14 protein-coding genes are annotated in these 14,481 nt (G+C 61.2%); 8 read left to right on the top strand and 6 right to left on the bottom strand.

Annotated elements, in window-relative coordinates:
* The first annotated feature begins 53 nt into the window (after positions 1–53).
* Both aroQ and ACZ89E_RS26970 read left to right on the top strand, forming a co-directional pair.
* A complete protein-coding gene (gene aroQ, locus ACZ89E_RS26975; RefSeq protein WP_149660981.1) occupies positions 54–494 on the top strand; it encodes a type II 3-dehydroquinate dehydratase in 441 nt (146 codons plus the stop codon).
* A 5-nt stretch (positions 495–499) separates the two neighbouring features.
* The gene (locus tag ACZ89E_RS26970) at positions 500–1,354 is read left to right on the top strand and encodes a shikimate dehydrogenase (RefSeq protein ID WP_476256756.1); all 855 of its coding nucleotides are present in this window, start codon (positions 500–502) and stop codon (positions 1,352–1,354) included.
* Positions 1,355–1,408: 54 nt separating this feature from the next.
* Here ACZ89E_RS26970 and ACZ89E_RS26965 read toward each other — a convergent pair whose 3' ends face one another.
* Positions 1,409–2,086: a TetR/AcrR family transcriptional regulator gene (locus ACZ89E_RS26965; protein WP_476256755.1), complete on the bottom strand. Its 678-nt coding sequence runs from the start codon at positions 2,084–2,086 to the stop codon at positions 1,409–1,411.
* A gap of 102 nt (positions 2,087–2,188) precedes the next feature.
* The gene (gene quiC / locus ACZ89E_RS26960; RefSeq protein ID WP_463258539.1) at positions 2,189–4,081 is read right to left on the bottom strand and encodes a 3-dehydroshikimate dehydratase QuiC; all 1,893 of its coding nucleotides are present in this window, start codon (positions 4,079–4,081) and stop codon (positions 2,189–2,191) included.
* A gap of 354 nt (positions 4,082–4,435) precedes the next feature.
* Here quiC and ACZ89E_RS26955 point away from each other — a divergent pair, with 354 nt between their 5' ends.
* Positions 4,436–5,752, top strand: a complete 1,317-nt coding sequence (locus ACZ89E_RS26955; protein WP_476256754.1) for an MFS transporter — start codon at positions 4,436–4,438, stop codon at positions 5,750–5,752.
* A gap of 38 nt (positions 5,753–5,790) precedes the next feature.
* Here ACZ89E_RS26955 and ACZ89E_RS26950 read toward each other — a convergent pair whose 3' ends face one another.
* Positions 5,791–6,669 (bottom strand): DMT family transporter, encoded by an 879-nt coding sequence (locus ACZ89E_RS26950; protein ID WP_149662063.1) that lies wholly within the window; start codon positions 6,667–6,669, stop codon positions 5,791–5,793.
* A 236-nt stretch (positions 6,670–6,905) separates the two neighbouring features.
* On the opposite strand from ACZ89E_RS26950, the gene ypfJ (ACZ89E_RS26945) reads away from it, so the two are divergent.
* The 3 genes from ypfJ (ACZ89E_RS26945) to ACZ89E_RS26935 all read left to right on the top strand — a co-directional run bounded on the left by ypfJ (ACZ89E_RS26945) (position 6,906) and on the right by ACZ89E_RS26935 (position 9,768).
* Positions 6,906–7,763, top strand: a complete 858-nt coding sequence (gene ypfJ, locus ACZ89E_RS26945) for a KPN_02809 family neutral zinc metallopeptidase (RefSeq protein WP_476256753.1) — start codon at positions 6,906–6,908, stop codon at positions 7,761–7,763.
* A gap of 151 nt (positions 7,764–7,914) precedes the next feature.
* Positions 7,915–8,808 (top strand): KPN_02809 family neutral zinc metallopeptidase, encoded by an 894-nt coding sequence (gene ypfJ / locus ACZ89E_RS26940; RefSeq protein WP_149662065.1) that lies wholly within the window; start codon positions 7,915–7,917, stop codon positions 8,806–8,808.
* Positions 8,809–9,768 (top strand): alpha/beta hydrolase, encoded by a 960-nt coding sequence (locus tag ACZ89E_RS26935; protein ID WP_149662066.1) that lies wholly within the window; start codon positions 8,809–8,811, stop codon positions 9,766–9,768. It abuts the gene before it with no gap.
* A gap of 118 nt (positions 9,769–9,886) precedes the next feature.
* Here ACZ89E_RS26935 and ACZ89E_RS26930 read toward each other — a convergent pair whose 3' ends face one another.
* The 3 genes from ACZ89E_RS26930 to ACZ89E_RS26920 form a co-directional block, all read right to left on the bottom strand.
* A complete protein-coding gene (locus tag ACZ89E_RS26930) occupies positions 9,887–10,480 on the bottom strand; it encodes an HAD family hydrolase (protein WP_149662067.1) in 594 nt (197 codons plus the stop codon).
* Complete coding sequence (gene tesB, locus ACZ89E_RS26925; RefSeq protein WP_476256752.1) at positions 10,477–11,346, bottom strand: acyl-CoA thioesterase II; 870 nt, start codon at positions 11,344–11,346, stop codon at positions 10,477–10,479. Before tesB ends, ACZ89E_RS26930 begins: the two co-directional genes overlap by 4 nt.
* A 106-nt stretch (positions 11,347–11,452) precedes the next feature.
* Complete coding sequence (locus ACZ89E_RS26920) at positions 11,453–12,022, bottom strand: GNAT family N-acetyltransferase (protein WP_476256751.1); 570 nt, start codon at positions 12,020–12,022, stop codon at positions 11,453–11,455.
* A gap of 86 nt (positions 12,023–12,108) precedes the next feature.
* On the opposite strand from ACZ89E_RS26920, the gene ACZ89E_RS26915 reads away from it, so the two are divergent.
* Positions 12,109–13,029 (top strand): histone deacetylase family protein, encoded by a 921-nt coding sequence (locus tag ACZ89E_RS26915; protein ID WP_476256750.1) that lies wholly within the window; start codon positions 12,109–12,111, stop codon positions 13,027–13,029.
* A gap of 187 nt (positions 13,030–13,216) precedes the next feature.
* Complete coding sequence (locus ACZ89E_RS26910) at positions 13,217–14,464, top strand: TIGR03862 family flavoprotein (RefSeq protein WP_476256749.1); 1,248 nt, start codon at positions 13,217–13,219, stop codon at positions 14,462–14,464.
* Positions 14,465–14,481 lie beyond the last annotated feature (17 nt).

Below are 14,481 nucleotides of genomic sequence, written 5' to 3'. Positions count from 1 at the left end.
CCACAGGCTGAACCCTACAGCCAACGCCAACAATAATAAGTGGAGAGACCCCGATGCCCCCTATCGTTCTGGTGCTCAACGGCCCGAACCTGAACCTGCTCGGCACCCGTGAGCCGGCGACCTACGGCCACGAAACCCTGGCCGACATTTCCGCCTTGTGCGGGCGCTCTGGCGAAGAGTTCGGCCTGGCCGTGGAGTTTCGCCAGACCAACCACGAGGGCGAATTGCTCGACTGGATTCACGCCGCTCGCGGACGTTGCGCCGGGATCGTCATCAACCCGGCGGCCTGGACCCACACGTCGGTGGCGATTCGCGACGCCTTGGTGGCCAGTGAACTGCCGGTGATCGAAGTTCACCTGTCCAACGTCCATGCCCGCGAACCGTTCCGTCACCACTCCTTTGTCTCGGCCATCGCCACGGCGGTAATGGCCGGTTTCGGCAGCCACGGCTATCGTTTGGCGCTGGAGCATTTCAGCCATCGTTTGCAGGGGTGAACGCCATGTCTCAGAACGACGTTGTACTGGCCGGACTGATCGGCGCTGGCATCCAGGCCTCGCGCACGCCGACGCTGCACGAGCATGAAGGCGATGCCCAGGGCCTGCGTTATCTGTATCGCCTGATCGACCTTGATCAGTTGAAACTCGACCTCAATGCCCTGCCCGATCTGCTGATGGCCGCCGAACGCATGAACTTCACCGGGCTGAACATCACCTTTCCGTGCAAGCAGGCGATCATCCCGTTGCTCGACGAATTGTCCCCGGAAGCCCGGGGGATTGGTGCGGTCAACACGGTGGTGCTCAAGGATGGCAAACGCGTCGGCCACAACACCGACTGCCTGGGGTTTGCCGAAGGGTTTCGCCGGGGCCTGCGGGACGTTGCCCGTGAGCGCGTGGTGCAAATGGGCGCCGGGGGCGCGGGTGCGGCAGTGGCCCATGCGTTGTTGAGTGAGGGCGTGCAGCAGCTGAGCATTTTCGATGTGGATCACAGTCGGGCGCAGGCGCTGGCGAACAATCTCAATCAGCATTTTGGTGCGGGTCGGGCGGTAGCTGGGCATGATCTGGCGAGCACGCTGGCGGTGGCCGATGGTCTGGTGAACACCACGCCGATGGGCATGCAGAAACTGCCGGGCACGCCGGTGCCGGTGGCGTTATTGAGGGCTGATTTGTGGGTGGCGGAGATTGTGTACTTTCCGCTGGAAACCGAACTGCTGCGCAACGCTCGCGCGCTGGGTTGCCGGACGCTGGATGGTGGGACCATGGCGGTGTTTCAGGCGGTGAAGGCGTTTGAATTGTTTAGTGGGGTGGTGCCGGATGCGCAGCGGATGTTGGCGCATTTTCAGAGTTTGAATGGGTGATAGACCGGGGGGGCTGCTTCGCAGCCCAACGGGGGCAAGCCCCCTCGCCACAGGTCAGGCCTGCAGATAGCGCAAAACCGACTCGCAGATCATCGCCCGATGACGCTGCTTGATGCCTTCATCCGGCAGGTCGACCTGAAAAATCTCACCCAGCGTATGGCGGTTCGACACGCGATAGAAGCAGAACGAACTGATCAGCAAATGCACATCCAGCGGCTCCAGGCCCGACCGGAACACACCCTCTTCAGCCCCGCGACGCAGGATCTCGTTCAGTGAATCGAGGATGGTGTTGTTCATCGCCTTGATCGCATCGGAGCGCTTCACGTACTCGGCGTTGTGAATGTTCTCGATGCTGACGATGCGCACGAAATCGACGTTGCGGTCGTGGTGATCGAAGGTGAACTCCACCAGGCGCCGAATCGCTTCCACTGGCGCCAGCTCGGCCAGGTGCAGACGGTTTTCGGTGCTGCGAATATCACCGTAGAGTTTCTCCAGCACCTCGACATACAGCTGCTCCTTACTGCCGAAGTAGTAATAGATCATGCGTTTGGAGGTGTCGATGCGCTCGGCGATCGCATCGACGCGCGCGCCGGAAAGCCCTTGCTGGACGAACTCGACGATCGCCTCTTGCAGGATGTTCTCGCGGGTCTTTTCCGGGTTGTTCTTGCGACTCTTGCGAGGCTCGACAAGCGGTTCGCCGGGGGCGATGGAGCGTTCTGAAGTTATTGTCATTGCGGGCTCACGGCCATCACTGCACAGGCTGGCGATTATGGGCCGCGCCGCACAGTGAAGGAAGCCGCGCGGCCGCCGTTTAACCCCGTGTTTACGATTTTCCTACAACTTTGCCTGACGTACGGCACCACTTCGGGATTTGGCCATGGCCGCCAGCCGCACCGCCACGTTGGCCGCGCCATAACCGGCGTAGCCGTTCTTGCGCTGGATGATCTCGAAGAAGAACCGCCCTTCGAACGGCTCGGTGTACACATGAAACAGCTCGCCGCCCTGGGCATCGCGGTCGTACAGCACGTTGAAGTAGGCCAGTTCGCTGAGGAATTCGTCATCGAAATCGAAACGCGCGGCGAGGTCGTCGTAGTAGTTGAGCGGGATATCCAGCAGCGGCACGCCCGCCTCTTTCGCCCGGCTGACTTCGGCGAAGATGTCGTCGCAGTCGAAGGCGATGTGATGCACCCCGGAGCCGCGATAACTCGACAGCGCGTGTGAGATCGCGGTGTTGCGGTTCTCGGAAATGTTCAGCGGCAAGCGGATCGAACTGTCACGGCTGCGCAGCGCCCGGCTCTTCACCAGACCGTAGGGATCGGGCAGCACCACTTCGTCGTCGGCCTCGAAATCCAGCAGGCTTTTATAGAACAGCACCCAACTGTCGAGGCTGTCCGCCGGCAGCGCCATGGCCATGTGGTCGATGCGTTTGAGGCCGCCGCTGGCCGTAGCGGTCGGTTGCAGATTGAAGTCGGTGCCGTAGACATCGGCGTCCTGATCCACCAGGTAAATCAGGCTGCCGTCCGGTGCGCGCACGGCGGCGAGTTCCAGTTCATTGGGGCCGACCAGTCCGCGATAGGGCTGGCCCTTGTAGGCGACGGCGCGGGCCAGGGCACTGGCGCTATCGTTGACCCGCACCGCCGTGGCGCACAACGATGGGCCGTGGGCCTCGAAAAAGCTGTGGGCGAACGAGTACGGTTCGGAGTTGAGGATCAAATTGATATCGCCCTGGCGCAGCAGGCTGACGCTCTTGGAACGATGCTGCCCGGCCTTGACGAAACCCAGGCGTTCCAGCCAATGCGAGAGCTTGGCGCCGAGGCTTTCATCCACGGCGAATTCGAGAAACTCGATGCCGTTGTATTCACTGGCCTTGGGGGTTTCGAACAGGATATCGACAGGTTGGTTTTGCGGCTCCAGACGCTGGCGGGTCTTCTCTTCCAGGTACAGCAACGAGCGCAAACCGTCGGCGGCGTTGGCCCGGGGTGGCGCGGCGCGGAAGCCGTCGTTGAAAATCTCCAGCGACAGCGGCCCGGTGTAGCCACTCTGGATGATCGGCGCGAGGAACCCCGCCAGGTCGAATTCGCCTTGGCCCGGAAAACAGCGGAAATGCCGGCTCCACTCCAGCACATCCATGGCCAGGATCGGCGCGTCGGCCATTTGCACGAAGAAGATCTTGTCGCCGGGAATCTCGGCGATGGCGCTTGGATCGCCTTTGAGCGACAGCGTGTGGAAGCTGTCGAGCAAGACGCCAAGACTCGGATGATCGGCTTGGCGCACGATGTTCCACACCTGTTGATAAGTGTTCACATGCCGGCCCCAGGCCAGTGCTTCATAGCCGATGCGCAAGCCACGGGCACCGGCCCGTTCGGCGAGCAGGCGCAAATCATCGATCAGGATCTGTTCATCACCGATCGAGTCAGCCGCCGCGTTGCTGCACACCAGCACCAGGTCGGTGCCGAGTTCCTGCATCAGGTCGAACTTGCGCTCAGCCCGCTCCAGATTGCGCGGCAGGCGATCGCGACGGCAACCTTCGAAATCACGGAAGGGTTGAAACAGGGTGATAGCGATGCCGAGATCGGCGCACATCTGTCTGATTTCACGGGGACTGCCGTCGTAATAAAGCAGGTCATTTTCGAAAATCTCCACCCCGTCAAACCCGGCGGCGGCGATGGCTTCGAGTTTTTCCGGCAGGGTGCCGCTCAAGGAAACGGTGGCAATGGAACGCTGCATATTTCGACTCCCGGTGGTTTGCACGCGATCCCTGCAGGAGCAAGGCTTGCCCGCGATGGCGATCTTGGGGACGCCATCGCGGGCAAGCCTTGCTCCTACGGAAGCGGCATTTTTCTTGGAATAAATTATTGGCCGCAAGCTCCCGTACAGCAATTCAAAGTGTACTAGCCAGTTAGTTTTATGTGCGATTATCGAACACAATGGCCCTTGGCGAATTGACGATTTTTTGTCCACTGCCCAACATCCACTGCACATTGAGCCCGGACATCCATCCCCTCGGCTCGGTTACCCAAGACCCAGAACACCACATAAAAATAATCGGTGGCCTACATGACTCCTTCACAAAGCTCTCCCATGGAGCGTTCCTCCATGACTCCTGCCAGCGCTGGCATCGGCGCCAAGATCCGCGGCGCCATGGCGGTCGGCAAAACCCGTTGGGGCATGTTGGCGCTGGTGTTTTTCGCCACCACCCTGAACTACATCGACCGCGCCGCACTCGGCGTCATGCAGCCGATCCTGGCCAAGGAAATGAGCTGGACGGCGATGGACTACGCCAACATCAACTTCTGGTTCCAGGTCGGCTACGCCATCGGCTTTGTGTTGCAAGGCCGGTTGATCGACCGGGTCGGGGTCAAGCGCGTGTTCTTCTGCGCGGTGCTGCTCTGGAGCCTGGCCACCGGCGCCCATGGCCTGGCGACGTCCGCTGCGGGCTTCATGGTCTGTCGGTTTATTCTCGGTTTGACCGAGGCGGCGAACTACCCGGCCTGTGTGAAAACCACCCGGTTGTGGTTCCCGGCCGGCGAACGCGCCGTGGCCACCGGCATCTTCAACGCCGGGACCAACGTCGGTGCGATGTTCACCCCGATGCTGTTGCCGCTGATCCTGCATGCGTGGGGCTGGCAAGCCGCGTTCCTGTGCATGTCGGCACTGGGCGGGATCTGGCTGGTGTGCTGGGGCTTGAAGTACTTCAACCCGGAAGAGCATCCGAGCGTCAAACAATCGGAACTGGACTACATCCAGCAAGAAGTCGAACCGGAACAAACCCGCGTACCGTTCTCGAAAATCCTGCGCATGCGCGGCACCTGGGCTTTCGCCCTCGCCTACTCGATGACCGCGCCGGTGTTCTGGTTTTACCTGTACTGGCTGCCTCCGTTTTTGAATCAGCAATACAACCTGGGCATCAACGTGACTCAGATGGGCATCCCGCTGATCATCATTTACCTGACGGCGGACTTCGGCAGTGTCGGCGGCGGCATCCTCTCCTCGTTCCTGATCGGTCGCGGGATCAACCCGATCAAGGCGCGGCTGATGTCCATGCTGCTGTTCGCCTGCTGCATCATCGGCGTGATCATGGCCGCCGGCTCCAGCAACCTGTGGGTCGCGGTGGCGGCGATTTCCCTGGCCATCGGCGCGCACCAGGCCTGGACCGCGAACATCTGGAGCCTGGTGATGGACTACACGCCCAAGCACATGATGAGCACGGTGTTTGGCTTCGGCGGGATGTGCGCGGCGATTGGCGGGATGTTCATGACGCAGTTGGTCGGCCACATCCTCACCGTCACCAACAACAACTACACCGTGCTGTTCACCCTGATTCCGGCGATGTACTTCATCGCACTGATCTGGATGTACTTCATGGCACCGCGCAAGATTCCTACCGTCAGCGACTGAAACGCCCTACCCCGGCAGGCCTGATTCCAGGCCTGCCGCTATCGACGACTCTGCTGCCACGCCGCCGCCAACCCGCTGCAACAAATCACCGCGATCCCGACCACCGTGGTCAGGGTCGGCGTGTGGGAGAACAGCAGCCAACCGAGCAGTCCGGCAAACACAATCTGGCAATAACCAAACGGCGCCAGCAATGCCGGGGCGGCGTGGCGGAAGGCCTGGGTCAGAAACAAGTGCGCGGTCATCCCGCAACTCCCCAGCGCCAGCATCAACAACCCATGCCCCAGCGTCGGTACTTGCCAGAAGAACGGCACCAGCGCGCTCATCACCAACGTGTTGCACAACCCGGCGAAGAAGTTGCTGGTGGTCGGGCTGTCGATCTGGCTGAGCTTGCGGGTCAGCAATTGATAGAAGCAGAAAAACATCGCCGAGCAGAACGGCAGCAACACCGCCGGGGTGAACAGTTCACCGCCGGGGTGGACGATGATCAGCACGCCGACAAAGCCGCAAATCACCGCGATCCATTGCCCGCGCGTGACGTGTTCCTTGAGCAGCGGCACCGACAATGCGGTGACCAGCACCGGCGCAAGAAAGTTGACCGCCGTGGCTTCGGCCAAGGGAATGTACAAAAGACCGGTGGTGAAAAACAGGCTGGTGCCCAGCAGGCACAACGCTCGCGCCAACTGCAGCAAGGGGCGTTTGGTGCGTAGCACACGTAACCCGGACTGCGGCAAAAAAATCCCGGCCATCAACAAGGTGTGCACCAGGTATCGGGCCCAGACCACCATGACAATCGGGTAAAAACCGGAGAGGTACTTCGATATCGCATCATGGCTGGAGAAGAGGAAGGTCGCCGCGACGATCAGCAAGATCCCTTTGAAGGGTTTGTTTACACCGGAGAGGGGGGTGCTGAGCGTCATGGCAATCCTTTGGAATTTTAATTCCAACAATTTAGAACCTGGTTCCAGATTCTTACACAGGGTAACGAAAAAAGTGTGCGAACAACGCCCTGCTCTTTGTAGGAGCGAGGCTTGCCCGCGAAAGATCACACGCGGTTTACCAACCCTTACACATTTGGCCCACACCGTTTTCGCCGTTGCGGTTATTCATGGCGACGGCGATACACGCCCAAACAATCCATGGAGGAACCGCACACATGTTATGGAACAAGGCTAGACCCAGCGACAACGTCAACGACACCCGCGAGGGCAAGGATGCCCGCCAACTCACAGGGAAAGCCTTGGGTGCCGGACTGGCTGTCACGGCATTGGCCAGTGCAGGAATGTACTCGGCATTGAGTACGACACCGGGCGTAGTGCCTGTCGGCTCGGACACACCCGCTTACTACACTGCGCCCCACCCCGCCGCAGATCGGGACCTGTTGTTCGTTCAATCCGTACTGGGCGATACCGAAGACACCTGGACACAACTTTTTGCGCAGACGGGTCGCCACTACCCGCCTCCCAGGCTGACGCTGTTGAGCAATGACATCAACTCCCGATGCGGCATTGCCAGCGCCGGTAGCGGCCCGTTTTATTGCCCGGACGATCAGCAGGTCTATCTTGATCTGGCGTTCTTTTCACAGATGGCGCAACGGTTTTCGGTGATCGGCGAGTTCGCCCAGGCGTATGTCCTCGCTCATGAAATCGGCCACCACGTGCAGCTTGAATTGGGGATCTCCGAGCCTTTCGAGAAAGCATTGGCTACGCGGCAACCAGTGGCTGGCGACGGTGGCCTGGAAGTCCGGGCAGAGTTGCAGGCCGATTGCCTCGCCGGTGTCTGGGCGCACCATGCGCAAAAGCGCCTGGAGTGGCTGGAGCCCGGGGACATCGACGCGGCCCTGCATGCCGCCGCCGTGTTCGGCGACGATGCGCTGCAACGCGCCCAACACGCCACGATACGACCGCAGACGTTCAGTCATGGCACGTCAGAGCAGCGGGCGAACTGGTTCAAAACCGGGTTCGCCACGGGTCGGATCGACACCTGCGATACCTTCAACCGCGCGGACCTCTAAGACCTTCCCGCCGATGAAACCGCTAATGTCAGTGCACAGCACAGAACCGCCGGCGCGAAAGGCTGTCTGACGACCGGACTGGCGCCACGCCGACCCACCAGCAACACTCATCAGCACGCTTCTTCACCCGGACAAGAAAGAGGAATTCCCCATGCTATGGAAAAAAGGCCGACGCAGCGACAACGTGGTCGACGCCCGAGGTGATGATGTCGGCGGTGGGGGCGGCGGAATGCGCTTTGGTGGCGGCAAGGGCCTGAGCCTGACGGCGATCCTGCTGATCGTCGGGATCGGCTGGATCACCGGCCAGGACCCGATGCAGATCCTCGGGCAATTGACCGGGCAGATGAGCGAGCAGTCGGCACCGACCACCAGCCAGACCCGCAAGGCGCCACCGGCCAATGATGAAGGCGCCGAATTCGTGCGCTCGATCCTCGGCGATACCGAAGACACCTGGGGCCAGATTTTCCAGCAGGCCGGCAAGCAATATAAAAACCCGACCCTGGTGCTGTTCAGCAACCGGGTGAATTCCGCGTGTGGCCTGGCCACTTCTGCGACCGGGCCGTTTTATTGCCCGGCGGACCAGAAGGTGTACCTGGACATGGCGTTCTTCCAGGAGATGTCGCAACGCTTTTCCGCCGCCGGCGACTTCGCCCAGGCTTACGTGATCGCCCACGAAGTGGGACACCATGTGCAGACGTTACTCGGCGTTTCCGCGAAAATTCAGACCGCTCGCCAGCAAGGCCGGCAGATGGAAGGCGATGGTGGTTTACTGGTGCGCCAGGAACTTCAGGCCGATTGCCTTGCCGGAGTCTGGGCCAACAACGCGCAAAAGCGCTTGAACTGGCTGGAGCCCGGCGACATCGAGGAAGCCTTGAACGCCGCCAACGCCATTGGCGACGATCGCTTGCAGCAACAAGGTCAGGGCCGGGTCGTACCGGACTCCTTCACCCACGGCACGTCAGCGCAAAGGGTGCGCTGGTTTAAAACCGGTTTTGCCCAGGGCCAGGTCGGCCAGTGCGATACCTTCGCGGCGAAAAACTTGTAAATGCATAGATGGCTGCTGGTTTTGTTGATCGCCTGGGGCAGCGCCCAGGCTGACGAGCACGGGGTCAAAGAGATCAGCCCCGGACGCCTGCTGTTGAAAGAAGGCGAGATGGCGGTGGGGATGGGGCCGGCACCGAGCAAGATCGAACGGGTGCTGATCGTCATCCACGGTCGATTGCGCAACGCCGAAACCTACCGGCGCAGCGCCGAGCAAGCCGCCGAACAGGCTGGGCAGAGTGCGAACACCTTGGTAATCGCCCCGCAGTTCCTCAATGAGACCGACGCCGTGCGCCATCCCCTGGCTGACACGGTGTTGCGCTGGAAGGGCAATGACTGGATGGCCGGCGGTTTATCCACCGCGCCGTTTGCGGTGAGTTCCTTCGCAGCCCTCGACCAGATCATCGAGCGCATCGCCGACCGCCGCCAGTTTCCGGACGTGAAGCAAATCGTCATCGCCGGTCATTCCGGTGGCGGCCAGGTGGTGCAGCGCTACGCCCTGCTGGCCCACGACCAACCGGCGCTCACGGCAGCCGGGGTGAAAATCCGTTATGTGGTGGCCAATCCGTCGTCCTACGCCTACTTCAATGAGCAGCGGCCCGTGGCGTTCGACCATGCGCGGTGCACCGGTTTCAATCGCTGGAAGTATGGTCTGACCGACATGCCGATCTATGCCGGTGGGCAAACGGCCTCGCAGATTGAAGGCAGTTACATCAAGCGTGATGTGATTTATCTGCTCGGCCAGCAAGACACCGACCCGCAGCATCCGGCGCTCGACAAAGGCTGCGAAGCCGAGGCCCAAGGGGCTTATCGCCTGGTGCGCGGGCATAACTTTTTTGATTATTTGCTGCGGCGTAATCCACAGGGCGTGAATCAGCGCCTGGTCGAAGTGCCCGGGGTCGGGCATAACGGGGATGGGATGTTCACGTCGCCGGAGGGGCAGAAGGTGTTGTTCAGTCAGTAAGATTTTTGGTGCCTGATCGGGCCTCTTCGCGGGCAAGCCTCGCTCCTACAGTTGGAAATGCATTCCCCTGTAGGAGCGAGGCTTGCCCGCGAAAGCGATTAATCAAACAACAAATCTCTTAAGCCGAAAGCATCCGCCGCAACTCAACACAATCCGCCGCATGCCAATCCGCCAATTCCGGCCACGGATTTTCCGGCAGATTCACCAGCACCGTCCGCGCCCCCGCCGCTCGGCCGCAATCCAGATCGAAGCGGTAATCACCGACCATCACCAGCTCGCTCGCGGGCACGCTCCAGGCCTCGGCCAATTTCAGCAAACCACCGGGATGAGGCTTGGGCGGCGCTTCGTCACGGCCCAGCACATCCTCGACCGCGAAGCAGTCGGCCAGGCCAATCGCTTGCAGCGTCACATGCGCCAGCTCCCGCGCATTGCGGGTGAGGATGCCGAGGCGATAACCGCGCCCTGCCAGCTCACGCACCAGCTCCACCGCGCCCGGCGCTGGTTTTGAACCCAATGCCAAATCCCGTTCATGTTCCAGCAACCACGCGTGTTTAGCCGCGCCTTCTTCGGGTGGCAATGCGGCGAGGTGGGTCAGGATGTCGTCTTCGGCCGGGATCCCCAGCGCCACGCGGATCGCCGCGAAATCATGCACCGCCACCGTCAGGGTGCCGTCCATGTCGAACACCCAGTGCCGCACCTCGGCCAGGCTCATGCCCAATCCTTGCGATGACGAATCAGGCCTTCCTGAGTGACGGACGCCACCAGTTGACCGGCGCGGTTGAACACACTGCCGCGAGAGAAACCACGGGAATTGCCGGCCCACGGACTGTCCATGGCGTAGAGCAACCAGTCATCGGCGCGCAGGTCCGAGTGGAACCACAGCGAGTGGTCGAGGCTGGCGACCTGCATGTCTTTCTGCCACACCGATTTGCCATGGGGCAGCAGCGAAGTGGTCAACAGCCCGAAGTCGGAGGCGTAGGCCAGCAGGTATTTGTGCAGCGCCGGCGAATCGGCCAACGCACCGTCGGCGCGAAACCACACGTACTTGATCGGGTCGGAAGCTTGCGGGTTGTAGGGGTCTTTTTCGGTCACCGGACGGAATTCGATCGGCTTCGGGCAGAGCAATTTCTCGCGCATGTGTTCCGGAATCAAATGCGCGCGTTGCTGGGCCAGTTCCAGTTCCGACGGCAGGTTTTCCGGGCCGACCACTTGCGGCATTTCGGTCTGGTGCTGGAAGCCTTCTTCGTCGTACTGGAAGGACGCGCTGCACGTGAAGATCGGATGGCCCTTCTGGATCGCCGTCACTCGACGAGTACTGAAACTGCCGCCATCGCGCACCCGATCCACTTGATACACCACCGGCAACTTCGCATCGCCCGGACGCAGGAAATAACCGTGCATCGAGTGCACATGCCGCGTTTCTTCAACGGTCTGACTGGCCGCCGACAGGGACTGGCCGAGCACCTGGCCGCCGAACAACTGACGGAAACCCAGGTCCTGGCTGCGGCCGCGGAACAGGTTTTCTTCAATCGGTTCCAGGGTCAGCAGGTCAACCAGATCTTCCAACACTTGGCTCATTCAGGCTCTCCTCACACAAAGCAATGCCGCGCAGTCATGGCTGCGGCGGTCGATTCAGTTAATGGCCCAGGCCAACATGGGGGCCATTGTAAACATCTGTGTCTGCTTATCCATGCAGGGTTTGCAGCCATTGCTCACGGGTGATGCGATATAGCACATGGTGACGCAGCGGATGATCGGCCGCGAGCTTCGGGTGGTCGAAGTCATCGGCTGAATCATGGTGCATGCCAATCGCCTGCATGACTTTCTCCGACGGCAGATTGGTTTGCGTGGTGAAGGCCACGACCTCTCTCAAGGCCAACCGGTCGAAGCCGCAGCGCAGAGCGGTCCACGCCGCTTCACTGGCATAACCCAGGCCCCAGTGTTCGCGGGCCAGGCGCCAGCCGATTTCGGTGGCCGGGACGAACGGCGCGTCGAAGTTGACCACCGCCAACCCGGTAAACCCGATGAACTGGCCGGTGTCCTTGCGCTCCAGCGCCCAGAAGCCGAAACCGTGCTCGGCAAAATGCCCGCGAATCCGCCCGATCAACGAAGCGCATTCCAGGCGGCTCAGCGCGGCCGGGAAATAACGCATCACTTGTGGATCGGCACACATCGCCGCAAATTCCGGCAAATCCTCATCGCTCCACTGCCGCAAGAGCAGTCGCGCGCTTTCGAGTTCCAGTATCGGCTCCATCGTGCCCCTCCGTTTCCATCCTTTGAGTCTACATCGCTGGTAGGATCGTTCACTTATTCCTACACGCCGCCGTTGAAATTCTGACAATGCCCCTGCCGCTGATCTACCACGAAGACTACAGCCCCGAGTTCCCGGCGGAGCACCGCTTCCCGATGGACAAGTTTCGCCTGCTGCGCGATCACCTGGTGGACAGCGGTCTGGTCCGGGACGCCGATTTACTGCGTCCGGAACTCTGCCCTGCCGAGATTCTCGCCCTCGCACATGACCCTGCGTATATCGAACGCTACATGAGCGGCGAGTTGTCCCGCGAAGACCAGCGGCGCCTCGGCCTGCCGTGGAACGAAGCGCTGGCCCGCAGAACGGTGCGGGCGGTCGGCGGTTCGTTGTTGGCCGCCGAGCAAGCGCTGGAACATGGGCTGGCCTGTCACCTGGCCGGCGGCACTCATCATGCCCACTACGATTACCCGGCGGGGTTCTGCATCTTCAATGACCTGGCGGTGATCAGCCATTACCTGCTGGAAAGCGGTCGGGTGAATCGGGTGCTGATCTTCGATTGCGACGTGCACCAGGGCGATGGGACTGCACGGATCCTGCACAACACCCCGGACGCAATCACCGTTTCCCTGCACTGCGAGAAGAATTTTCCTGCACGCAAAGCCGAAAGTGACTGGGACATCCCGCTGCCCAAGGGCATGGGCGATGCCGATTATTTGCAGGTGGTGGACGACGCGCTCAACTACCTGCTGCCGCTCTACCAGCCGGATCTGGTGCTGTATGACGCCGGCGTCGATGTGCACAAGGATGATGCGCTGGGTTACCTGAAACTGACTGACGAAGGCGTCGCCGCCCGGGATGAAAGCGTAATGCGCCACTGCCTGGGCCGGGACATTCCGGTGGTCGGGGTGATCGGTGGCGGCTACAGCAAGGACCGCCAGGCTCTCGCCCGGCGTCATGGCATCCTGCATCACAGCGCGCAACGGGTCTGGCAGTCATCAGGTTGTCATTGAGCTGTGAATCTTTACCCACAATGCCTGTGGAACTGCCTGTGGATAACCTGAGTGAAAGCGCCTACAGGCCCCACCCCCTATAGCTTACAAAGGACTGGTTGTTTTTTGACCAGCCTTTACCGGCACGCCCACGTCGATGGGTGCTGATAGAATGCGCGGCTTATTCCGCCACGCCGCAGCTCTCGCCATGACCCCATCCGCCCCAGCCCTCCCCCCTCACGTCGCCATCATCGGCGGTGGCCCCGCCGGCCTGATGGCCGCCGAGGTGCTGAGCCAGCGCGGAATCAAGGTCGACCTGTACGACGGCATGCCTTCGGTGGGGCGAAAATTCCTCCTGGCCGGCGTCGGCGGCATGAACATCACCCACTCCGAAGCCTACCCGGCCTTCCTCTCGCGCTACGCCGAACGAGCGCCGCAGATTGCCCCGCTGCTGCGATCCTTCGGTGCCGATGCCCTGTGCCAGTGGATTCATGAGCTGGGTATCGAAACCTTTGTCGGTAGCTCCGGCCGGGTTTTTCCTACAGACATGAAAGCCGCTCCCCTGCTGCGCGCCTGGCTCAAACGCTTGCGCGACAGTGGCGTAGTTATCCACACCCGCCATCGCTGGCTCGGCTGGAACGACCACGGTGATTTGCGAATCGCTGGCCCCGACGGTGAAATCACCGTCAAACCCGACGCCACCCTGCTCGCCCTCGGTGGCGGCAGTTGGTCGCGCCTGGGTTCGGACGGCGCCTGGACGCTGCCGCTGGAACAGCGCGGCGTAGGACTCGCGCCGTTGCAGCCAAGCAATTGCGGCTTCGAGGTGCAGGCCTGGAGCGAATTGATGGTCAGCAAATTCGCTGGTGCACCGCTGAAAAATATCGCCATCGGTTTGAATGACGACGTTCCGCGTCTGGGCGAGTGTGTGATCACCGCTACGGGGATTGAAGGCAGTTTGATCTACGCGTTGTCGGCGCCGATCCGCGAAGCCATCAACCTGCACGGCTCGGCGACTATTCATATCGACCTGTTGCCGGGTCGGCCTGTGGATAAAGTTGAGATTGCGCTGCGCAAACCGCGTGGCTCACGCTCCGTGTCCAAACACTTACACAGCCAACTCGGAATCGACGGCGTTAAAGCGGCGTTGCTACGCGAACTGACAGGCACCGAGTGTTTTGCCGATCCGGCCTTGCTGGCCAAAGCGATCAAGGCCTTGCCGCTGACACTGGTGAAAACCCGGCCACTGGACGAAGCCATCAGCAGTGCGGGCGGTGTGACGTTCGAAGCGATGGACGAACGCCTGATGCTCAAGCAACTGCCTGGCGTGTTCTGCGCGGGGGAAATGCTCGACTGGGAAGCACCGACCGGGGGCTATCTGCTGACCGGGTGTTTCGCCAGTGGCCGGGCGGCGGGATTCGGGATAGCAGACTGGCTTAAAAGCTGCGGCAAGTTTTAAGCGGCAAGCTGCAAGTT

It is taken from the genome of Pseudomonas sp. TE3899 (assembly GCF_056279105.1).
This window is presented reverse-complemented; position numbering and strand designations above follow the sequence as displayed.